16 protein-coding genes are annotated in these 22753 nt (G+C 37.4%); 9 read left to right on the forward strand and 7 right to left on the reverse strand.

The features are described from left to right. Positions 1-480: 480 nt before the first annotated feature. From ACN0TV_RS15300 to ACN0TV_RS15320, 5 genes are read left to right on the forward strand one after another with little or no spacing between them, the layout of a single operon-like run. Positions 481-1995, forward strand: coding sequence for a hypothetical protein (locus tag ACN0TV_RS15300; protein ID WP_417363943.1), 1515 nt, complete (start codon positions 481-483; stop codon positions 1993-1995). A 17-nt stretch (positions 1996-2012) separates the two neighbouring features. Further along, positions 2013-3785: a hypothetical protein gene (locus ACN0TV_RS15305; RefSeq protein WP_417363945.1), complete on the forward strand. Its 1773-nt coding sequence runs from the start codon at positions 2013-2015 to the stop codon at positions 3783-3785. 26 nt (positions 3786-3811) lie between these two features. Then, a complete protein-coding gene (locus ACN0TV_RS15310; RefSeq protein WP_417363947.1) occupies positions 3812-5260 on the forward strand; it encodes a hypothetical protein in 1449 nt (482 codons plus the stop codon). Between the two features lie 31 nt (positions 5261-5291). Beyond that, a complete protein-coding gene (locus ACN0TV_RS15315) occupies positions 5292-6665 on the forward strand; it encodes a murein L,D-transpeptidase catalytic domain-containing protein (protein WP_417363949.1) in 1374 nt (457 codons plus the stop codon). Positions 6666-6677: 12 nt separating this feature from the next. Then, positions 6678-6959, forward strand: a complete 282-nt coding sequence (locus tag ACN0TV_RS15320; RefSeq protein WP_417363951.1) for a hypothetical protein — start codon at positions 6678-6680, stop codon at positions 6957-6959. Between the two features lie 138 nt (positions 6960-7097). Here ACN0TV_RS15320 and ACN0TV_RS15325 read toward each other — a convergent pair whose 3' ends face one another. Then, positions 7098-10802: a metallophosphoesterase gene (locus ACN0TV_RS15325; protein WP_417363953.1), complete on the reverse strand. Its 3705-nt coding sequence runs from the start codon at positions 10800-10802 to the stop codon at positions 7098-7100. A gap of 71 nt (positions 10803-10873) precedes the next feature. On the opposite strand from ACN0TV_RS15325, the gene ACN0TV_RS15330 reads away from it, so the two are divergent. After that, positions 10874-12007, forward strand: a complete 1134-nt coding sequence (locus ACN0TV_RS15330; protein WP_417363955.1) for a Pycsar system effector family protein — start codon at positions 10874-10876, stop codon at positions 12005-12007. On the opposite strand, the gene ACN0TV_RS15335 is transcribed toward ACN0TV_RS15330, so the two are convergent. Further along, positions 12004-14355 carry a GAF domain-containing protein gene (locus tag ACN0TV_RS15335; protein WP_417363957.1) on the reverse strand — a complete coding sequence of 784 codons (2352 nt, stop codon included), beginning with the start codon at positions 14353-14355 and terminating at the stop codon, positions 12004-12006. The genes ACN0TV_RS15330 and ACN0TV_RS15335 overlap by 4 nt on opposite strands. A gap of 231 nt (positions 14356-14586) precedes the next feature. After that, positions 14587-15483 (reverse strand): LysR family transcriptional regulator, encoded by an 897-nt coding sequence (locus ACN0TV_RS15340; RefSeq protein ID WP_417363958.1) that lies wholly within the window; start codon positions 15481-15483, stop codon positions 14587-14589. Between the two features lie 107 nt (positions 15484-15590). Here ACN0TV_RS15340 and ACN0TV_RS15345 point away from each other — a divergent pair, with 107 nt between their 5' ends. Beyond that, positions 15591-16211, forward strand: a complete 621-nt coding sequence (locus ACN0TV_RS15345) for a LysE family translocator (protein ID WP_417363960.1) — start codon at positions 15591-15593, stop codon at positions 16209-16211. Between the two features lie 306 nt (positions 16212-16517). Here the strand turns inward: ACN0TV_RS15345 and ACN0TV_RS15350 are convergent, their stop codons facing one another. The 3 genes from ACN0TV_RS15350 to ACN0TV_RS15360 form a co-directional block, all read right to left on the reverse strand. Continuing rightward, a complete protein-coding gene (locus ACN0TV_RS15350; protein WP_417363961.1) occupies positions 16518-16763 on the reverse strand; it encodes a type II toxin-antitoxin system ParD family antitoxin in 246 nt (81 codons plus the stop codon). 63 nt (positions 16764-16826) lie between these two features. Further along, positions 16827-17171, reverse strand: a complete 345-nt coding sequence (locus ACN0TV_RS15355) for a hypothetical protein (RefSeq protein WP_417363963.1) — start codon at positions 17169-17171, stop codon at positions 16827-16829. Next, the gene (locus ACN0TV_RS15360; protein WP_417363965.1) at positions 17168-17998 is read right to left on the reverse strand and encodes a type II toxin-antitoxin system antitoxin SocA domain-containing protein; all 831 of its coding nucleotides are present in this window, start codon (positions 17996-17998) and stop codon (positions 17168-17170) included. The genes ACN0TV_RS15355 and ACN0TV_RS15360 overlap by 4 nt, the downstream gene beginning before the upstream one ends. A gap of 455 nt (positions 17999-18453) precedes the next feature. On the opposite strand from ACN0TV_RS15360, the gene ACN0TV_RS15365 reads away from it, so the two are divergent. Continuing rightward, on the forward strand, positions 18454-19839 hold the full coding sequence (locus ACN0TV_RS15365; protein ID WP_417363967.1) for an FAD-binding oxidoreductase: 1386 nt from the start codon (positions 18454-18456) through the stop codon (positions 19837-19839). A gap of 117 nt (positions 19840-19956) precedes the next feature. Here the strand turns inward: ACN0TV_RS15365 and mgrA are convergent, their stop codons facing one another. Further along, complete coding sequence (mgrA, locus tag ACN0TV_RS15370; RefSeq protein ID WP_417363969.1) at positions 19957-20964, reverse strand: L-glyceraldehyde 3-phosphate reductase; 1008 nt, start codon at positions 20962-20964, stop codon at positions 19957-19959. A gap of 372 nt (positions 20965-21336) precedes the next feature. On the opposite strand from mgrA, the gene ACN0TV_RS15375 reads away from it, so the two are divergent. Further along, positions 21337-22539 carry an LETM1-related biofilm-associated protein gene (locus ACN0TV_RS15375; protein WP_417363971.1) on the forward strand — a complete coding sequence of 401 codons (1203 nt, stop codon included), beginning with the start codon at positions 21337-21339 and terminating at the stop codon, positions 22537-22539. Positions 22540-22753: the final 214 nt, after the last annotated feature.

The following is a 22753-nucleotide window of genomic DNA, read 5'->3' on the forward strand; positions in this document are numbered from 1 at the left end:
AGCTTATCACATTATGGATGTTTGTTTATCAAAGAAAATTATATGAATAATAATTGATTCAAAATGTAACACAATTGGTTCGCCATATTAAAATGATAGCTGTTTTTTGTTAATATTCTACGTACTGTATTCTTTCAAATAGAATTCTATATTTTCATAAAACTTCTGATTCAGAGCGTTCACACTACACTCTTTAAGTTTATGCAGGAAAAATCCCTTTCGAAAAAAGGGGTTTTTCTTTCTCATTATCAGGTTATTGCCCCTTATTTTAATGATATTATAAGCTTAATTTTAACCATTACCCTTAAAAACCTAAATAACCTATTCCGCTGCGTTTTAAAAAGTAAAGCGACCTGCTCTCTTTTGGATTGCAACACATACCCCGTCAATTAGTATTAGATACTTAAAACGTAATGTAAAGTTTGAATTTAATGGCTCCTTAAGAGTCAGAAACTATACTAATTTAATATATATAAGATCATGGCAAAACAAGTTTTACCTGAGCAACTTATGAACTCTGTTCTTGGAAAGTTGTACGATGTACTGACCAATGGGGACGATGTCGTACCTAAATCAGATGATAATTATTTGGCTTGGCTTTCCGTAGGAATGCCCTATCCAAAAGAAGAACTGGAATTTTTATCCACAGGATTTACAGGAATTTACCGGGAACCGGAAGTCGAAGAAGGAAAAGAACCAAAAGAAAAGACTCCGGAAGAGATTAATGCCCTGTTAGCACAAGATGCTACCCGAAAATACATGCAGGCCGAAAACCTTGCCCGTCTATGTGATATGGTACCTGATACCAGTGGCGTAAAGGGTGCCGTCACCATGAACGTGTGGAATCCGGAAAACACCCTGAGTCAGGCATATATGCATATACTGAAATTCAGTCAAGTTGCTAATTTTGAGCCCGATGAAAAGACCAAGGCCAAGATTGTAAGGCTAAGGGGGCTTTTACAAGAAAAGAAAATAAAGAAGAACCTGATTACAGAAGAGGAAGAAGAAGTTTTGGAAGAAACCGCCTTGGTTAAAAAATACAACGAAAAACTTCAGAATTTTCTAAATGTAGCTTTGGAGTATAATACGCATCGCGTCAATGCCCTGGCTGGAAAAGATCCGGCAGCCGTACACTTCTTTACGATGAATGCATCCATATTGAGGAGTAAAGTAATGGCTGCTAAAAACGATTGGATAACCAATGGATTCAAGGAAGAGTATGATCAGATTGCCGCATACATTGCACAGGTTGAAGGAAGAAGTATGCTTACATTAAAACAGCAATACATTGATGACTTTGAGAAATCCAGACTTACCGGACCTTCTTCAGGATCTGATTTTTACTATACCTCGCTCCTACCGGGCGGTTTTGCTGAAACCGATAACGGATGGACTGAGTTTACATTTAATAGTGGTGACTATGCTTCCAATTACAAATTTGATAAGAAAAAAGGTGGCGGAGGCGGTGGACTTTCTTTAGGCTTCTTCAATATTGGAGGAAAAGGAAGTTACGAAAAAACTAAATCCAAGCGTAAAATTGATACTTCGCGTTTTCAGCTACGTTTTAAGATATGTCAGGTACCTATCGTCCGTCCTGGAGTTAACATTAATTTTTTAACTAGCAAATACTGGAGATTTGATAAAAGCAATCCTGAATTTAAGGACAACATGGTTTCGGATGGTGGAAACCCACCACAAGGAATGATCCCGGCGTATACTACCACGGCTATTTTTGTAAAGGATCTGAACTTATTTTTCGGAGAATCACATTCTGAATTGGCTACTGAAATGGAAAAAGCCAGTGGTGGGGGCTTTGTTTCATGGGGACCTTTTCATGCCGGTGGAGGCTATTCGAGCCATAGCCAAGAGCGTAATTTCGAGTCAAATTATGATTCTCAGGGGATTCGTATAAAAGGGATGCAACTAATAGGTTTTAAATGCCACATTCTTCCAAAATCCCCGGATGCAAAACCAGATGTTAAAGAATGGGTGTAATCATATAGCTAAATCTTATGTCAGAATTATCAACCATATTCGAGAAGATCAAAAAGGTCTTTTTAACCAATTTAAGTCAGGATGAGGAAAAGGAGGATTACCACCTTATTTTTTCTCCTTTTTCCACTGGCTTTACCTATGATGACTTCCTTTTTTTAGATTCCAACATGGCAACAGAAGATGCTAAGAAGTATGTGGATGAACTGTATGAGTTTTCCCAAATCGCCAATACCATTCCAAGGGAAAATAATTTTTGGGCTTTATCGGGACAACAGAAGGACTATTTATTTAACCCCTATAAAAGTATTCTTCAAAGCCTACGGCTTTTGGATCCAGATACCATTAAAATTGAAATGTTTTACAAGCATCCAATTTTTTTAAAGGCTCTGGAAGTTTTAGGTACCGAAGATATAAATGGATACAAGTCTTTTTTTGAATTACGCACTAAAATTGCAAATGAAATTGAAAACTTAGGTGATTCCCTTAACGATGCTAACAAAGCGGCTATTGAATTGGAAATTCAATTAAAAAAAGACAATTTGAAATCAGTAGAAAAACAGTGGAAGGAGACGGGTAATAAAGAAGAGATTGATGAGAAGATTCTAACAATTGTTAAGGACGAGTTTAAACGATTTTTGTTACGCTTCAATGAGGTCAAAGGAATATTGGATACTGCCAAAAGAGAACATGCAGGAAGCGGAGATAGTTTTTATTTAACCAGTTGTCTTCCCAATAATTTATACGATGGTGAAAAAATCGAATGGACTAAAATTGAAATGAATAAGTCTGATTTGGAGGAGATAAAAAAGGATATACAGCCGGAAGAATACAGCGAAATTATTGGAAGTTCAGGACTCTCGGACCTGGAATTTGAAAAAATTACTTTTGAGGTTCTTTTTGCAGGGGTCACTAGACCTTGGTTTGATAATAGAATTCTGAATTCTCCTTTTTGGACGATCCATATTTTAAACAAAGAAGAAATTGAAATCCCTAGGGTTACAAGCAAGCTGATATTTGTACGCCAAGTGGAGATGAAAGTGTCGGATAATGAGAAGAACAAAAAAGTATTACTTCAACATAAGACACTACAAAATTTAGGTCCCTTTATTGTAAATATGGCTCAACTGAAAACCGGCCAAAAGGTTCAGCTGAACTCTGTAAACAAAGGGCTTAAATTAAACAGAAAAACATTACTGAATGTTTCTGCACAGCTTCATCGGAAGAAGGAGTTGAATAAGAACCAGTCAATTCAAAAAGTAATTGCAAAAAAACAAAGTCAATTTTTGAGACTTTCACCACAATTAAGACAAATGCAAAGCATTAAAATGACCACCGTAAAAAAACCACCGGTCATAAAAAAATCACTGTTGGCCAAGCCTATGCTATTCCTCAAGTTGAATACAATGCTTTTAAATCAGGTCTCGTGCAGGTTCAACTTTAAAGATGCCAATACCCAAAAAGACGTAGCGGTGGCCATTGAAGAAATAAAGATTCTCAAACAAGGGAAGCCAATTTCAATTAAGATGACCAAATCCAACAATGGACTGGCAACTAATTTACCTGCCAATACAATGTATGAAATAAGGATCCAAACCAAGGGATATGAGCAACTGCAATTTTCATTTAAAACGACAACGAAAAAAAGTAATAAGAATCTATCAAACTACACATTTAAACTGAATCCTGAAGTCGTAGAGGAAGTTGACATAGAATCTTTTCAATTGATTGGTGTTGTGGCAAGAGTTATAAAACCATTTCCACAACCGATCCAAACTGCTGATTATATATAACATGAATTAACTTTAAAAAGATTACAATGACAGCAAAAAAGAAGGGGAATTATAATCTTAAAAATAATAAGGAAAACGGATTTCATTCGAAATCCAATAAACACACTAAAGAAGGACGGGCTTATGAGAATGATTACGATACAGACGATTATTCCAAAGATGACCACTCCTCTTATGTAGATGACTACAAAACCGGAAAATCTTATAAAGAAGGACGGTCTTACGAGGATGACATTGATACGACTGATATTGGAAAGCGTAACGAAGATGGTGTCGGTATGGTTGAATTCAGGGACAATCCTGAAAAGGATTATTCCTATGATACCAAAAAAAATGTCCCACCCTTGGATACTTCTAACAATGTTGGAAAGCTTGATTATTTTGAGGCAAGTAGAGGCTCAGCTAAAGGAGGCGGTGATAATGTAGAGGAGTATGAAAATGAATCCCCTGCAAAACCTGAAACTACAGGTAGCAGTAATCCTTTTACCAGGTTTATAGAGCGGTTCGGAGATATACTATTTAGAAATAGTGCTGATATCAATCGCTTTTTTGCTGATCATAGTGATCAGGATAATTTTATGGCTTGGTTTAAAGATGAAGTCGGGGGAAGATCTCATTGGAGAGAACGAAACATTCCCCATAGGAATTTTGACAAGCATTTAAATAACTTTAATGAAGTATGGGACAATATTCCATTGTTGTATACCGGAAATGTAGGATCCTTTGAGATCAATATATTTCAGTTTTTTGCCCTGGCGAGTATCATTATTAATGAAACTGGCGGCACTTTTCGACCCATACGAGAACGGGGTAGTTTGGCCTATATGTTTGGCACTAATGGAGGGCGTAAACGTTCGTATAATAATTATCCCCAAAATAGACCCAACAACAGAACTGCATTCCAATTATTTAACGATCGGGACTTTTTAGAGACCCATAGTGATCTTGATCATTATGAAGATGTCGCAAATACAACTAATAGGGCATGGAACGGAGACACCTATCCGGCTGGATTTCCTACTGATCCTGCCCAAGGAGGGATAATCGCCGAGGCTGACTTTTATAAATTCAGTGGTCGTGGATTGGTGCAAACCACATGGAGACGTAATTACGAGGCCTATATTGAACTTGTTCAACAATACGGAGGTAATGATCAGGTTCTCAATGCATATAAAGAACGTTGGAACAGGGCTTTTGAGTCTCTCAATATAGGCATCATCGCCACACAGACCAGTAATAGAGATTGGGATAGCTTGTTTTTAGGTACTCATATGGAATTTGCCGCCATGGCAGTCTATGCTTTTCAACATAGAAGAAATGATTTTTTAACCATTCCTGTAGATGCTAGCATACTTCAACGAGAGACTAATCGTTCCGGATCACTATACTATGTGGGATATCGTGTCGGGGGTAGGGAATCATATGGACGCAAAGTAAAAAACAGAGTGATACAAATGATGAATACCCTATTATAAAAAAGAACAAGATAATTTAAAACAAAAGACTATGTCAAATGCAATCGTAAAAGCAGCAGTTAACGGTAGAGCCCAATTTCAAGGAAAGGGCTATCTGTTCGATGGAAATAAATACACCCGCTACAACTGGGATGAAGACAAACCAGATCCTGGTTATCCCAAAGATCTATCCCTATGGAAATTAACCGGAGCATTTGCCGATGGAATTGATGCGGCTATTAATGGATTAGCGTCTTTTGAAGGAAATGCTTATTTGTTTAAGGGTGATCAATACGTTAAATATAATTGGAAATCGGATAAACCGCTGGCAGGATATCCAAAGCCATTGTCTCTATGGAATTTGCCAGGAGATTTTAATAATGGAATTGATGCCGCATGTAATGGAAGGGGGCTTTTTGAGGGTTATGGGTATTTATTCAAAAAAGATCAATATGTGAAGTATAATTGGGAAAAGGACGAACCCGTTCCTGGATATCCGAGGGCGCTTTCAACCTGGAATCTTCCACCTGAGTTTAGTACTGGAGTGGACGCGGCTATTAACGGTGTAGGACGGTTCGAGGGCTATTTGTATTTTTTCAAGGGAGATCAGTATATGCGATACAATTGGGCAGATAACACGGCTGAAGGCCCCTGGTCCATAGCAAAAAACTGGCACATTTCTCAAATAGGCCCTAAAGACGATAGTGATGCTTTATATACTAAGTTCGGCTTAGACGGCGAAATCAGTAAGGATGCGTTTAGAATTGCCTATTTAGGATATCGTAAGATTGACAATGGTTGCCCCAGCAATGCTACCAAAACGGTAGGTAATGGAGAGAAAGAAACTATAGTATATGATAAGAGTAATAATTACTTGATTATTATAGATTTCTCTATTCCTTCCAATAAAAGGCGGTTGGTGGTATTGAATATGAAAACACAAAAGAAAAGGAACTTCCTATATGTTTCTCATGGAGTTAACACAGAAGGAAAGCGCCATCACGCTGAGCATTTTTCAAATACTTTGGGTTCCAATAAGTCTAGTTTGGGTTTCTTTGTAACAGGATTTGCATTTCATAAAGACAAGAAAAAGAAAGACGGAAGTGTAGAAAAACGGGTATGGTTAAAATTACATGGTCTAGAAAAAGATATCAATGATAAAGCTCAAAGACGTGGAATCATGATGCATACCGCCAGTTACGTCAAAGAAAACTCTGGAGTAGTAGGGAGAAGCCATGGTTGTCCTGCCATTGACCCTTTCGAGAATGAAACTATCAACAATAAACTTAAAAACAAATTATTTGAGGAAATTAAAAATGGCAGTCTGCTATTTGCCTATACAACTAAAGCAAATGCGACTGATGATAATGGTAAGAATTATTACGATTCTTCAAGTTTATTAAAATGCCTGGAAAGGCAATTTTAAAAAATAATTAAAATGAAAAAATCACGTTTTCTATACGTACTTTATATGGCGAGTTTGATGGTGTTGATTTCATGTAATAATAAAAAGGAAAAAGATACTAGTAGTGATGTTACTGAAGAGGTCGACACTGATCAAAAAACGGACGAATCTCCACAAAGTGAAGGTATTAACAAGGAGTATATAGATCTAAAAATCACTGATGTAAAGCTCATTAAGTTAAATAATCCCGGAAATTCATGGATTGCCCATACTTTGAAGGTAACCAAAGGAAATTACGAGCTTAACTATCAATAAGTAAAGGTAATACCCAACTAAATACCACGCAACACGACGCTGTCAAATTCCTATCATAGCTTAAAAAGCAAACGATGCTCATATGAGTTTTGATCCCAATTTAAGCTGGAATGTTACACATATGTAATTAAGTAAGGCTTAAAAACTCGCTCTAAACCCAAGGGTAAATCTATTTCCTTCTTTGGAGTTAAAATAGGATAGGTCTAAGTTTACCAGTTCACTGGCCACTACAAACACACCCCCTCCAACGGAGTTATGCCATTGCTTGGAATCTTCGTCTTTAACCCATACTCTACCTAGGTCTACTCCACCGTAAACACCCAAATTTACAGGTAGGATCGGTGTTTTAAAAGCGTTGAAGGTGTGTCTAATATCACCATTAAACACCAAGCTCTTGTTTCCAGTAAATCGGTTAATACGATAGCCTCTCAGACCGCTATTTCCTCCTAAGTAAGGAGCCTGGTAAAACTCAAAATCATCTCCAAAGTTAAGTTGACTTTGTACATTGGTCTTTAATACCCACCGGTGATTTTGACTTAAAGGATTATAAAAGGTTATCTGTGGGTTTAAATAAGCAAAGGATGTATTGCTCCCTGATAAGTTAAGGGTATAACCAAGAGTAGTTTTAAAATACATTCCACGACTAGGGTTTACCGGAATATCGTAGCTTTCATACTCAAAACCTATTTCTGCTGTAGCAAAATAGTGCCAATCGAAAAATGAAGCATCGGGATTAAAAGTGGTGATATATCTATTCTGCGTATCCTCTACCTGAGCTCCCTCAAAAATTGCTTTAGCAGAGAGTACACCTCCATATTCAGATCGTTTTACCAGTCCTAGATACCCCCTTAGGTTACTCCAATTCGTGCGATAATAATCTTTCCCCAAATCATCTTCTAAATTCGTGGTTTGGTTTCCGAAGCCAAAGAAGTTCCTGGCATAAGTCGGACTGTTATATTTTAAACCATACGCTAAATTTAGCTTATGGAAAATCCCGGAACTTTCCCCGTCATATTTCAATTCAATACCGGAAGTAGCAAAATGGAAATTAACTCCTAGACTATGTTTTGAACTAAATGGATTTCTCTCGAATCCATAATTGGTAATAGCATAATTCACCCCTGCGATAAAGCCTGCATCGGCATTATAACCTAAACTCGGCAACAGTGTATAGGTGCTGTAATTACTCTTTCCAAAGGTGAAAATATTATTATCGTATTTATCGGTGAAGCGTTTGGTTCCCCCATTGTTAAGCTCAACAATATTATCTTTAGATTTAAAATCGTAAAAGCGTACTTTTTTACCGTATCGTATTTTATAGGTGTCCCTGTTTTGCCCGCCTATTAATCGTACCAGTATCGGTTGTTTCCCTTGTCCTTTAACCTCAAAAACATCCTTGTCATCCAGCCCGTATATCCACAGTTCTTTGGTAACATCCTTATGATAGGTTTTATCTACAATCAGATCAGCCTTTTCACCTTTTTTTATCCTGCGGATTACAACCCTGGTTTCTTTTGGACCGGATCGTATCACTTCTATATAATCATCCTTATCAGTTGCGTGTAATATCGCAACCTTGTCCACCAATTTATAATAATCCTTAGCTGTAGTTACTAATCCATCGAGTCGCTGCATTAACAAAGGCTTTACTTTTTTCATTGTTTCTTCTCGTACCTCGGCAGGAACAGTCATAAAAGCCTGGTCGATAACCTGTTCAGTCAGGTGATATTGAATAAACTTAGCTTCCCTTACCCAATCCTCTTGATCGCTATTTCGGATTAAGGCCCTATCCATAGGCAATGGTTCCGTATTAATCCAACGCAGATGATCAATTTCCGGCCCATAAGGTTGCAACATCTTTGCAGGAGCCATTAAGGCTCGAACTACAGCTAAAAAACTACCGTCGAAATCTGCAAAGGCCTGATCCCTATCTCTTGGAATTGATCGGTATACGGTTTGCTCTTCTCCCTTGAATTCTGCCCAGCGCCACTGATCTCCATGGCGATCCCAATCTCCAATAAGCATATCAAACAATCGCGCTCTGATATAAGCGTTTTCATCCAGAACATTCTCTTCATCCTTTCGAAGTTTTTTGAACAAGTCATCGGTACTTTCAATATCTTCAGCATTCCCGAAACTAGCAACATTCTGGTGCTCCTTCGCAGGTCTCTCTTCAATCAAATACAATTCATCTCCGTATTCCGCATTGTATTTCCCCAGACGCTGTTGTTTAGGAATGTAAAATAGTTCAGGGTTAGTATGATAAAGCTCTACCGCCTTGGAAAGTTCTGATACAGGGTATGCAGCATAAGGATATGAGGCTGTATAGTAGTCCATCAATAATGATTCCGGCAAGGTCTCTGAAAGATCGTCGATAGAAAGCTTGTGATCCTTCAATACCACTTTTTGTAGAAATTGAACAGCACTTTTTTTAACAGCTCTCATATTGTACTCCCTACCTTGAGGATCTTCAAGCCGCAAGGTCCTGGTCTGATGCCCTCCACCTTTACGCACCGGAGTCAGTCCCCCATAGAGCGTGTCCAAAAGCGCTACTCTAGCCTTAATCTGTGTCCCGTAAAGTTCCCTGTAATGCTCTCCCCAAAACTTTTGATATCCTTTAGATTTGATAGTCTCATCAGTTGGATAAATAGACGACATCACATGCTGTGGGTACTCCTTTGGAAAATCATCGACATATTGATCTTCCTGAGTAGGGTAAACTTCTTTTTGAAATTCTAAATTAGGTTGCCCATTTCTTGCAGTATAAAAACGTGCCCATACCGAACCGTCTTTAAATACATCCAAGGTGGCATAACCTTGTTTTCCAGATACAAAAAGAGCATCTCCGGTGAGTTTAGTCGGGGATTCTTTTGATCCGGAACCCGCAATCAGTTGTTTGTAGTTGTCATTTTCTATATACTGCATGGAATGATCATGCCCGGAGGTAAAAATCACATTCGCCGGAGCCACCATGGCAATAGCCTCTAAACGATCCCTAAGGACCTTGTAACGTTGGTTTTGTATATCTTGCACCGACACACCTCCTGTTTTTCTAACCTGTGTGATCAGACTACCAATTACTGGAAGCGGTACTTTGTTTTGAAAAGGAAAAAGATGCTTGTCTGCTGAGAAATACCCTCCATGGGTACCATAGGTATTTAAGGGATGATGTATCGCTACAATAACAGTCTTACCCTCATTCTTTTTAAGCATCCCCTCGAATTCTTCATAAAATTTCTTTCGAGTTTTTATTTCACAATCGTCATTAACGGTAGGATGTTTGTCCCAATCTTCCAAAAACCACTCTGAATCGATTATAATCAAATGAACACTTTCGGAAATATCAACATCTTCCAATCCACATGCATCGCTTGGTAAAAACACTTTTTTTTGCTGTATCACGGATTCGATAAATTCTTCTTGTCGCTCCAGCCCCGGAATGCCACCACTATACCAATCATGGTTTCCGGGAATGAACATCACCTGAGCCTTGGCATCCTTAACCGCACTAAGCTGAGTGTTAAGCTGAAATTCCGCATCCGCTCTTCCCGGCTCCCCTACTTCCGGCAGGCCATTGGGGTAAATATTATCTCCCAAGAAAAGAACAACATCATTTTTGGTACTTTTGGAGACTGCGTTTTGAAAAATTGTCAGGGCGTCAGACGGCTTTCCATTTTTGGATAAACCGGCGTCACCTATTAAAAAAAATCTATGATCCAACTGTTTATCCAGTGGATAGTTAGGTGAATTTGAACCTACCTTAACTTTGGAAGTATAAGTAGCACATGAACCTACTACTAGTCCAAGTAAAATTAACCGCCATTGGATCCAAGATTTTTTCATCAATTTGTATTTAGAATATGTTTAATTTTGTAATATTATATGAAATTTCTACTTACGCATTACCAAAAGCTATGATCATAGATAAAGTATCAGAATACGCCAAAAATTTACTAACTACTAAATTAGACAAAAACTATCTATATCATAACCTCATTCACACAGAAAGAGTAGTCAATGCCGCAAAAACAATTTGTGAAGCCTTAGAGGTAAGTCCCTCTGAACAAGAAATAATTACTATTGCAGCTTGGTTACATGATTTAGGGTATACCAAAGGTAATGAGGTTCATGAAGAAACGAGCTGTGAAATCACTAAAAATTTCTTGACCCAACAAAACTACGACCCAGAAAAGATTGACCTTGTCATACAGGTCATCATGGCAACTAAAATGGACCATAAGCCTAATAACCTTATGGAAGAAATCATTAAAGACGCCGATAGTTATCATTTTTCCGATGAGAATTTCTCTAAAATATCAGAACTACTACAACAAGAACTTCAGCTACTCGGAATTGCTGAATACACCACAGAACAATGGAGGGAAAAAAACATCGAAGTACTAAATAACAAGCATCAGTACTATACTAGTTTTGCCCGTGAAAACTGGGGACTCGGGAAGTTGAACAATATTAATGAACTGATTCGAAAAACTCAAAAAGCTAAAAACAAACAGGAAAATCCGGATAGAGGTGTTCAAACCTTATTTAGAGTTTCATTACGAAATCATATTCAACTCAGTGCCATAGCAGACACTAAAGCCAATATTCTTTTATCTATCAATGCCATTATCATCTCATTAGCACTTTCAAATCTTATTCCTAAACTAGACAGCCCATCCAATCAACACCTCATTATACCCACCTTAGTTTTGGTAGTCTTTAGTGTTGTATCCGTAATATTTGCAGTACTCTCCACAAAGCCAAACCTATCCTCCGGCAGGTTTACCAGAGAGGATTTAGATAACAGAAATGTTAACCTCCTCTTCTTTGGAAATTTTCATAAAATGAAATATGAAGAATATGAAGACGCAGTTATGGAGATGATCCAAGAACGAGATTATATTTACGAATCCATGACAAAGGATCTTCATTCCTTAGGAACAGTCCTGGCAAAAAAGTATAGACTCCTTAGAATAACCTATTATGTATTTCTATTCGGGCTGATCATTTCAGTGCTAACCTTCGGGTTATCATTCGGACTGATCTAAGCCATAGACTTCATAAGGTCATCATAGGTCAATTTACTCTTTTCATTAGCCTCATTGGAATAAAGGATTTCCGCTGAAATAGCCTTTAATCCACTGACACCCTGCAGTTCTTCTAACTCATGGATCTCGATCTTGTCATTCAACATTCCCTTGGCTTGCAGAAGGCGAATATACCGTAGGTATTCAAGCTCTTCTTTCTCCTGGGAGTAAATGATTGCAATTTTTCCTGGTTGTGTAATACGTCTATTGGTTCCTTTAATCAGAGATTTATCAATACGTTTTTTAATAACCTCATAGCGGGCATTATACGTACCATCCACATCAAAGTGTTTCTCATCCATTCGGAATTTTATTGATAAAGGAGAACTGTGCACTAAAACCATAGAGGTGACTTCAAAATCCACTTCTAATTCCGGCTTAAGCTCGTAAAATGCATTTTCCATGGCACAAATTGTTTCCAATTGCCACAGTTTCAAATTCTGAAGGTACAAGTCTCTATAACCAGCTCCGGGAGTAATGGATTCACCTATATACATGGTATGCTCCACACCATCAGTTTTATAGCGCTCAAAATAATGAGGAAACATCAATTGCGCTTCTTTTTGGTGCTGGTCTATTACACGCGTCAAGCGCTTGTTTACAGCAGTTACCGCATCGTCATAATTTTGTCTGTGGTCGTAGACCATTTGTAAATTCGTGTCCAAATGATCCCTATAACCGCTTACTAAAACATCTAACGAAGGATCCATCAATGCTATTTGATCCAAGGAAGGGTGTACTTCTTCCTTGATAAAATCAATGATTCGTTGTTCAGTTCCTGTCTTAAATGATTTCTTCACCTCTTCCAAAAAGCTGAATACTCTAAATTGGTATTCTTCATAGATCGGTATGCGGTGAATACTCATTAGGGTACTGAATATCTCTCCTAAAAGTTCAAGCTGTTTTGCCAAATCTCTCTGGGTAGCTTTATTTCTTGAAGTGGAAGAATTTTGTATATCTACCTGTCCGTAAAGAGGCTGCACTTCTTTAAAGGTAATATCCTTAAAGGCCATGTTGTTGCCAATTGCACGCTCGTCAATAAAGCGTTTCACTTCCTTGACAAATTTCCACTTCACGCTCTCATGTATCGAAGTATATTCATTTTGAATAATAGCTTCAATTTCATTTTCTAATTCATTATTTGAGCGTACCACCGCTGCGGTGATATAGGGTAAAATATCATCTAATTTTTTAGCGTTGATACTGTTGAGTTCATAGCTCTTTTTGGAAACTAATTCCAAAACACCAACCAATTTTTCTCCAGTATTTATCGGTATTAAGATCGCACTTTTAAGTCCTTGATCGTTAAGAACTTTATAAGGCATATCCCCACACTGCATTGCTGTTTTCTTCTCAACATCCGAAATGGCAAGATACCTTTTATCCTTAAGCAGCACCTCCCTGCTTTGCTGACAAAGGAGCGTTTTACAATCCATCTCTTTAAGATCACATAACAGGAAACTAGGCAGACCGGAAGTCAAGCGTTCAAAAGTGAAGTTCCGATTATCATAGATTGAGAAACCTACTTCCAGATCACGAATATTAAAAAAGGATCTAAATATATTTTGTAACCTCTGAATAAGGTGCAAATCTCCACTACTGCGTTCCAGTAGGGTCGTTTTTAGGTTGGAGATCGAATGATCCAGAGTAGTATCAAAGAGACTTGAAATGACAAAACCTTTTGCAATCCAGCTATTGGGCGGGAATTTTTCCTTCCACAATTCCAAATTATCAAAACCATCCAGCAATTCCTCTATATCTTCTTGGGTTAAATCCTTTGCTTTATCTGTGGGTATAAAGTCCATAAAATCCGCATTGTACATAATACGGTAATGTCTCATTATTCCATGTTTATCAGGAATATCAAAGTACAATGTCCGTTTAAAATTGATATCAATTTTATAGTACATCGTAAGTATAATGGCACATTGGAGTACGTACATTTGACCATCAGGAAGATCCCTCATATGCAAAAAGAAATCCTTACCTGCGTCCTCTATAATCTTATCGAATCGTTGTGTGGTCTGGAAGTTAGCATATTCAAAAGGAATCCCGGCGATTTTAATTTCATTTTCCGAAAGTATCGAAGAGAAAGAATCCTGAAGCATAGCGTCAATAACCTCTTGAAACTCACCTACCCTGCTTCTATCCACTATACCATCGCGTAGCTCACTATGGCTACCGGCTAACTCCAAAATTTCTTTGGCTTTTTTTGCCTGAAGCTTATTTTTGCTTTGTGCTAAGGACTCATACTTATCCAACAGCTTATGAAAGCTAATTAAAACCTCGAATGGAGCCTCTTTTGTCATGCTTTTTTTAATTTGTACTTTAGTCTAGAATATACAAAAAACTTACAACAAAGATCCGAAAAATTTAACAAACGTCCGCGGTGAAACCATAGAAACTCGACTAATTTACTAGAATACTACATTACTTCCGCTCAAGCATTCACCAAACAGCCCCATGGGTGAATTTAAATACCCAAATGAAGGATCTTAATCACAAGGAAAATCACTTAGAACTAGTTGGATCATTTGATTTTAACGTTTGGATTTTAAGGCATACTTTGCACCAAGCTCCTTTGCATAAACAACGAGTTGTTCGAGAATTCTGTTAGGATCGTTTTTTCTCCAGTGTACATATAAATCTACGGTTTCTTCTAATGGAATAAATCGAAGATTCTCATTTTCTGCCTTTGAAAATGACATAGGCAGAATGGAAACTCCGAGATTTTGTGAAACAAGATTTAAGATAATTCCCCCAAAGTCGGTTTCAATTTGTATCTCAGGTTCTATTGCAGCACTACTAAACATTTGACGTAGTAGCGAAGCAAAATAGGTGTTGTGATGTAAACCGGAAGTAATAAACTTTTCATCTTTAAGATCCCTTAGATTCTCAAAGGTTTCTTGAGTTAACCAATGCTGTTTTGGCACAACCAAACACACCGGTTCAGTGTACAGCTTTTCACAAAGCAATGAAGGATGCAAAGTAGAGTCTCTGCTAAAGGATATATCTATTTTGTAATCCAGCAGCAAACGCTCCTGATCCTTATCTACCGGTTCCATTAATTCTATTTTCACCTCAGGAAGATCTCTGGAAAACAATTCTAATACCTCTGGTAGAAAATTATGAATTATGGATCCCGGATATGAAATACTAATTGCCCCGGTAGTTCCCAAATCTATTTTTTTAGCTTGTTGAACTGTTCTGTCAAACTCATCAATCAGCACCGTCCATTTCTCTTGTAAATACCGCCCGGCATCTGTTAGTTTCACATTTCTTTTGTCCCTCTCAAATAACTTACAACCCAACTCCTCCTCCAATGATAGAATTTGTCGACTTAATGTCGATTGCGATAAATACATCTTTTCAGAGGTTTTCCAAAAGTGTAATTCCTGAGCAAGAGCTAAAAAATATCTAAGCTGTTGAATTGTCATGATTAATTCACTTTATGCATTAGTTAAGCAAAAATAAGTATTTTTCTTTTGTAGCTCTTCTACTTTATTTGCACTGTGATTCTGTCATTCATTTAAAAAAGAAAATCATGGGGATCGAAAACTTTTACACCTTTATTATCAGTACACTATTTTTTATTATTACTCCCGGGATGGACACCATATTTGTTTTAAACAAATCAATCGGAGAAGGAAGAAAATCCGGAATATACGCTACTTTAGGTGTGAATTCAGGAATTATCATCCATACGCTACTTGGTGCCTTAGGATTATCTGTTCTCATTTCCAATGTTCCTTCTGCACTTATTGCCATAAAATATTGTGGCGCGACTTACTTGGTTTATGTAGGTACAATGGCTCTTATAAATAGAAAGTCAAAAGTCAATATTGATTCATCCTCCCATCGAAACGGCAGGAAAACGAACAGTTATTGGTCCGGACTTGTTACCAATACTTTAAATCCGAAAGTTGCATTACTATTTTTAGCCTTTTTCCCCCAATTCATTGTTCCGGAGCAGATAAATAACCCAATACCATTTATGACATTGGGCTTAAGTTATGCCATTATGGGAACCATATGGTATATAACGCTCTCTCTTTTGGCCAGTGGATTTTCGGAAAGATTAAAAACAAACCCGAAAACGATGTTTCACCTCAATACCGTCAGCGGAATTGTTTTCATCTTAATGGGTTTACTGGTGGCCTATTGATATTAATTATCCTACACCTTATGAGAATATCTGTAGGGCTTAATAGCGCTTTATCATGTCACAGTTGGGTTGTAGTGCTTTAAATGAAACGGCTGTTCCTCCTCCTGGCGCCAGTTGCAATGCTAAGGTGTCTTTAGCCGTGATTTGAACGCTGCAAAGAATATCCTTAAAGAAGGATTAAAAATATATGGTGAGGAACTTGCCATTACAAAGGTGGAGACCCTTAAGACTATTTGGTAGCTAGTTCGTTGAAGCCCGAAGCCCAACCCATCGCCTTCGGCGTGGGTGGGTAGTTCACTGGTCAGCTTATATTAAGCCATTAGAGTACTTTTTAGCTTTCAGAGATTCAATGTGTTTTTTCGGGTCAAAGTCGTGTGCAATTCCGTTTCGAATGGCGTCTCTTATTACAATTACTTTACTTTCTTCCCCTTCTAAAAGTCTTAAATCAGCACGCATAATTTCGTTAACATTTTTAAATCGATCTTCTTTCATTCGGGTTTGAACGAATTGGTCACAATAATTCCCAAGTGATATTGGTGTGTTCTTGTTCATTTTGATATTATTTTATTCAATCAGAGCTTTCCACATAAAATATTAGGGCATAGAAGTATCCGCCTAATTAAAATTCTCTATAATTCTTTGCCTATCTTCACTTTCTTTATCGTTCTTATGGTAGATTTCAATAAAGATTATTTTACCTTCTTGTTCAAAATGAGCATAAATCAAACGCAATCCCGAATTTACCCCGCTCCCTTTCAATGCTCTACACGCTATTTTTTTTACTTTAATTACACAAGTTTCCAAGCCTAATTTATCAATACGAAAACTGAACGGAGGTCTTTCGGTAGGTGAAAATTCCAACACCTTTTTTACCACATCCAAATCATTCTTGAGGGTTCTATACTTTTTCAAGAGCTTTTTTAAATCTCTTTTAAATTCTGTTAATTCTTCAAAAGTCATTCTTGTTCAATTTCATCTCCATAGTTTCTTACCGAAAAAGGGGCATCCCTATAAAAAGCTAATTCATAATCTATTACTTCTCCCTCTTTTGAAGCTAACCAAGGTAAATCTTTATGAGAATAATTACTTATTGCAGCCGCAGACCAATCACTCATTTGTTCAATAACTCTATCCAGAATTTCCGTTTCACTTGCTTTTAACTCTTCTAGATCTGCTTTTTCCAATGGTAAATAACGAGTTTGAGGATAACCGTGATATTCAGTTTTGACCCGTTTCAATGCTCCTCCCTCAATCATTTGATTGATAATTGTATTTAATTTTTGAGGCACAGGACCATATGGTAACTTTTTATATTTTGCACCAGTTAAATGTTCTTCATATAACTCATAATAATTAAAATCAGAAAAATACAGTAGCTTATAAAGAACGGTTTCTCCAACATTTGGTTTTCCTGCACATTTTTCTAAAATGTATAATAACACATTTTTAAACTTATCAACTTTTAAATTAGGCACAGCAATACGCTCTTCAACAACAGTAGTGTTTTTTTTATTCTCCTCATTAATTTCTGGATGAATCTCAAAATTTTCAGACATAAAATCATCTAGTGAAAATTCCAATTCTATTGACAATTGTTGCAATTCAAGTATATTAACGCTCCTATTGCCTAATTCAATTTGAGCCAAAGATGGACGAGAAACATTAACACTCTTCGCTAAATCCTTTTGGGATAATCCTTTAATTTTACGGAGTTCGGCTATCCTCTGACCAATTTGCTTTTGTGATAATCTTGTTTTCATACCTATTTTTCCCTTCGTTTGCGCCACAAAGATAAAGCTTGTTTTATTACAAAACAAAAGAATGTTTGATTTTAAATCAAATGAACTGAAACTTCCACAGGACAGACACCAGCACCTTTTAAAATGGTTAGATTTTGAGTGCCTTAAATTTATTTAGGACAGGATTGACCTCTTATAGTTAATTTCTCGCACTTCATCCTAATTCGACATTGCAACTTTGGATATTTAGTAATTTAAGGGTTGTTTCGCTTATAATTATTGCGAATATGCAGCTGACTTTTTGGTTACTATCTGTTATGCACAAGAAGACACTGTCATGGCCTTATGAAGAACACTAACATTGACTTTTTTGCGCGTTTATCGGGTAAACTTTCCATGCATTTTATACTGCAAAGCAAGTTGGAGTTTGAAGAATCAATAACGCACCTTGTCCCCACTCTAGAATTAAACCTACTCAACCAACCAACCAACAAAAAATAAAAATGAAAACTAAACATTTGGATTCTAAAGCTTTAGAAGCATTTGAAAATCAATTAAAAGGAGAACTAGTCACTCCTGACAGTGATCGTTACGATATGTTCAGAAGAGTGTATAATGGAATGATTGACAAAAAACCTGCCTTGATCGTTAGGTGTCAGAACATTGCCGATGTCTTATATAGCCTGGAATTTGGTAAAATACACAACATCCCAATTGCAATTCGAGCAGGAGGCCATAATGCAGCAGGCCTGGGGGTTGCTGACCATAGCATTGTGATAGACCTTAGTCTGATGAATGGCATCCAGGTGGATTTAAAATTTAATACTGTACGAGTAGAGGCGGGCTGTTTATTGGGTGATATTGACCATGCTCTAGATCCCTTTGGTAAGGCTTTTCCAACAGGAATTTTTTCGACAACCGGAATATCCGGCCTTACGTTGGGCGGTGGTTTTGGTCATCTCTCGAGAGCCTATGGGCTGACAATAGATAGTTTATTAGAAGCTGACATCGTTTTAGCTGATGGTAGACTAATTACAGTGGATGAACATAACTTTCCAGATCTATTTTGGGCAATACAAGGCGGTGGCGGCAATTTTGGAATTGTTACCTCGTATTTATTTGAGCTCCATCCTGCCGGAAAAATACAGGGAGGCCCAATGCTATGGCATATGGAAGAGGCCAAGCATATAATGCCTTTTTATAGAGACTTTATATTAAAGGCGCCCAAAGAAATTTATTGCTATTTCGCGTTTCTCACAATACCTCCGGTTGCTATCTTTCCTGAACATTTACACCTTAAAAAAATGTGTGGCCTAGTTTGGTGTAATCTCGGGAGTACCATTAAGTCTAACGCAGCGTTGGAACGATTCAGAAGCTTTAAAACTCCTGCGCTTGACTATGTAGACATCATGCCATACGTGCAATTACAATCACTCTTCGACGCGCTCTATCCTTCCGGATTACAATGGTATTGGAAAGCCGCTTTTTTAAAGGACCTCAGCCAGGAGGCAATAAGTCAAAACATCATACATGCAAATCGACTTCCAACACCCCATTCTACAGTACACTTTTACCCCGTAAATGGTGCGTGCCATGATAAAAAAAACAGTGATAGTGCTTGGGGGAATCGCGATGCCAATTGGTCACAAGTTATCGTTGGTGTTGATCCTGACCCCACAAACAACCCTAAAATAACGCATTGGGCAAGATCTTATTGGGAGGCCATACACCCCTATTCTCTGGGAGGAGGGTATATAAACTTTATGATGGATGAAGGCCAAGACCAAATAAAGGCCAGTTATCGTGACAATTACACTAGGCTTCAGAAAATAAAACAGAAATATGACCCTAAAAATCTATTTCGAATCAATCAAAACATTAAGCCATAATGAGGCTTATAAGTTTTTCTATTACCATCAAATGCGGTATTTAGAGTACCGCATTTGATGGTTTTATGCTTTTAATTAAAACTTGTATAGCACTGAATTCTTGCTATTAGTCAACAATTAATTGAGTTTTACATCAGCAACAATAGTTTCAATTTCTTTTAATTCCTTGGCGGTGAACTTCAAATTGTCCAAAGCCTCAATATTATCCTTTAATTGAGATACCTTACTTACGCCAATAAGTACAGAGGTTACTCTTTGATCTTTTAAAAGCCACGCTATGGCCATTTGTGCCAGACTCTGACCCCTTTTCTCCGCTATAGCATTTAACGCTCCAATCTTAGCGATAAGTTCAGGAGTTATCCTGTCAGCCTTTAGGTAGCTGCCTTCTGTGGCTGCTCTTGAATCTTTTGGAATACCATCCAAATACTTGGAGGTGAGAATACCTTGTTCTAAAGGCGAGAACACAATACTTCCGATACCTACTTGATCCAAGGTATCAAGAAGCTTATCTTCAACCCATCTATCGAGCATATTATACCTTGGTTGGTGAATTAAAAATGGTGTTCCTTGAGCTTTGAGGATAGCTGCCGCTTTTTTAGTATCTGCAGCATTGTATTGTGAAATACCTACATATAATGCTTTTCCGGATCGCACAATCTGATCAAGAGCTCCCATAGTTTCTTCTAATGGGGTATCTGGATCAGGACGATGGTGGTAAAAGATGTCTACATAGTTCAGTTTCATTCGTTTTAAGGATTGATCCAAACTTGAGATTAGGTATTTCCTGGATCCGAAATTCCCATAAGGCCCGGGCCACATATCCCAACCTGCTTTGGTAGATATGATAAGCTCATCTCTATAGGATTTAAAATCTCTTTTGAAAATTTTACCAAAATTCTTTTCAGCACTTCCGTAAGGAGGTCCGTAATTGTTTGCCAAATCAAAATGGGTAATCCCATGATCGAAGGCAGAACGCAAAATTTGCGCTGCATTTTTGAAGTCATCGTTATTTCCGAAATTGTGCCATAATCCAAGTGATAAAAGCGGTAAGTCTATCCCACTTTTACCACATCGACGGTATCGCATTTTTTCATATCGGTTTTCTTCTGCAAAGTATTTTTTCATGTCCTTTTAGTTAGTATCTACAGACCAAATTACGTTATTTGGATGTCATTATAAAGCAACGCTTCAAAAATCTATTAATTTTTAATACCCAATCCATAACGTCCTAAACGTTTAAAAAAGAGTAAAGGATTGTTGTTCCTCAAATTTCACCTTTGAGATGCAACACAAAAAACCAAAGGTTGTTGCATTTACTAATTGGACTTAAGGAATACAAAAGCACAGTAGTTAAAAATTGTTAACTCCTCACTGTGCAATAAACAAATAGTACATAACACACATTTTAGGAACATTTTGTTCGCCTTAATTTTACCTGCTTCCAAAAGGATATTAAAAGAACTATCGTATTTTAGCACCCTAAAGTTTTAAGAAGCTATGAACCCTTCAGCCCAAGGTTGGATTGACAAATTCGCATACGTTGTAAAGGATAAGGATTTCCCTTATCCCTCTGAACAAGTACTTTATCGTGAATTACGAAGTTTTGGGTTCATCTACGGTGCGAACATAAATGTCGCAGCTGTCCTGGACATTGATAATGAACTTACAGAGGACGAAATGGCTAAAGTCAACTTATTGACTGCTCTTTATTCTACCTATCAATTCCACAGCACAAAGGATCAACCTATAAATTTTGATGTCTTTTTGGAGCAAGTTCTTGAGTTTTATTCGCTACTAGAGGTTGAAAAGGCTTCCTTCTTGGCCAGTCTGTTCCAAGATAACAAACCAAGTGCTAAGCTTGAAAAAATTATCCATCAAAGGGTTCATGTCATGGAGAACCTTTTGACAAAGAACTTCAGTAAGTTATTGACCAACTCTTTACTTTTTGTGGATGTTCTTATGTTTGTTTATTTCCTGGAAGGAGGAACAAATCTTCAACTACAGGCAAAGAAACTTGAGCGTATCTTGATGAATCTTGCCTTCCATGCTGTAGACGCTAAACAGATTAAAACTGAAAATGACAACCAACTTTTAAAACTCTTTAGTGCCTCCTTACTCTACCACGACATGGAAGATCAAGCCATTATAAATACGTATAGAGATGATTTAAAAGGGAGTTTTTCCAGTTCCGAACGCCAGTATTTTATTGACATTGTATCTCTGGCAGCTTGGGAAGATCACCAAATAGAATACACAGAATCGGCTTTTATCAAGCAGATTGCGGCAGATTTAGAATTAGATGATGACATCGTTAAAGATGCTATTAACCACGTAGCTGTATTTTTTGAAGAACACAAGAACAGCGTAAGCTTATTCAAGACCGCAAATCCTATCCTACAATTTTTTGAAAACTCTCACCAGCTGGTTAGGCGTTTGATAAAAAGGAACAGTAAACGATTGTTGAAAGAACTTAGTGAAAGTAAGGAACTCATCTATTTACTGAGTAAATCTACAACTACTGATCTTACTGATGAGGAACGAAAAAAAATAAAAAACCAACTATTGGATATTTTTAAATCGATTCCTTCGCTGGCCATTTTCGCACTACCGGGAGGAGCGATCCTACTTCCTATATTTATTAAATTGATTCCGACATTGCTTCCTTCGGCCTTTGATGATAATCGGGTGAAGAAACAATAATTAAATCCCTATTCAAACCATTACACAAGACTGCATTTAAAGAAGCAGTTGCTCCTGTTAATCCCTTTTATAGCGATTCAAATTTCTAAAACCCAAAACAACACCCGACATTACACAAGTATTTGGGTAACAATTACACACTCTTTTACCCACTTTATACAATTTACAAACAGCAATGTTTTTGGCACACTACCACAATACGCTATTCATCAGC

The organism is Galbibacter sp. (assembly GCF_048266365.1).
Classification (GTDB): Bacteria; Bacteroidota; Bacteroidia; order Flavobacteriales; family Flavobacteriaceae; genus Galbibacter.

What these genes read in the sequence shown, in the direction of transcription:
- ACN0TV_RS15320 (WP_417363951.1), top strand. Translation starts at nt 6,678, where the DNA reads ATGAAAAAATCACGTTTTCTATACGTACTTTATATGGCGAGTTTGATG.
- ACN0TV_RS15310 (WP_417363947.1), top strand. Translation starts at nt 3,812, where the DNA reads ATGACAGCAAAAAAGAAGGGGAATTATAATCTTAAAAATAATAAGGAA.
- ACN0TV_RS15330 (WP_417363955.1), top strand. Translation starts at nt 10,874, where the DNA reads ATGATCATAGATAAAGTATCAGAATACGCCAAAAATTTACTAACTACT.
- ACN0TV_RS15335 (WP_417363957.1), bottom strand. Translation starts at nt 14,355, where the DNA reads ATGACAAAAGAGGCTCCATTCGAGGTTTTAATTAGCTTTCATAAGCTG.
- mgrA (WP_417363969.1), bottom strand. Translation starts at nt 20,964, where the DNA reads ATGAAAAAATACTTTGCAGAAGAAAACCGATATGAAAAAATGCGATAC.
- ACN0TV_RS15315 (WP_417363949.1), top strand. Translation starts at nt 5,292, where the DNA reads ATGTCAAATGCAATCGTAAAAGCAGCAGTTAACGGTAGAGCCCAATTT.
- ACN0TV_RS15365 (WP_417363967.1), top strand. Translation starts at nt 18,454, where the DNA reads ATGAAAACTAAACATTTGGATTCTAAAGCTTTAGAAGCATTTGAAAAT.
- ACN0TV_RS15345 (WP_417363960.1), top strand. Translation starts at nt 15,591, where the DNA reads ATGGGGATCGAAAACTTTTACACCTTTATTATCAGTACACTATTTTTT.
- ACN0TV_RS15350 (WP_417363961.1), bottom strand. Translation starts at nt 16,763, where the DNA reads ATGAACAAGAACACACCAATATCACTTGGGAATTATTGTGACCAATTC.
- ACN0TV_RS15340 (WP_417363958.1), bottom strand. Translation starts at nt 15,483, where the DNA reads ATGACAATTCAACAGCTTAGATATTTTTTAGCTCTTGCTCAGGAATTA.
- ACN0TV_RS15355 (WP_417363963.1), bottom strand. Translation starts at nt 17,171, where the DNA reads ATGACTTTTGAAGAATTAACAGAATTTAAAAGAGATTTAAAAAAGCTC.
- ACN0TV_RS15325 (WP_417363953.1), bottom strand. Translation starts at nt 10,802, where the DNA reads ATGAAAAAATCTTGGATCCAATGGCGGTTAATTTTACTTGGACTAGTA.
- ACN0TV_RS15305 (WP_417363945.1), top strand. Translation starts at nt 2,013, where the DNA reads ATGTCAGAATTATCAACCATATTCGAGAAGATCAAAAAGGTCTTTTTA.
- ACN0TV_RS15300 (WP_417363943.1), top strand. Translation starts at nt 481, where the DNA reads ATGGCAAAACAAGTTTTACCTGAGCAACTTATGAACTCTGTTCTTGGA.
- ACN0TV_RS15375 (WP_417363971.1), top strand. Translation starts at nt 21,337, where the DNA reads ATGAACCCTTCAGCCCAAGGTTGGATTGACAAATTCGCATACGTTGTA.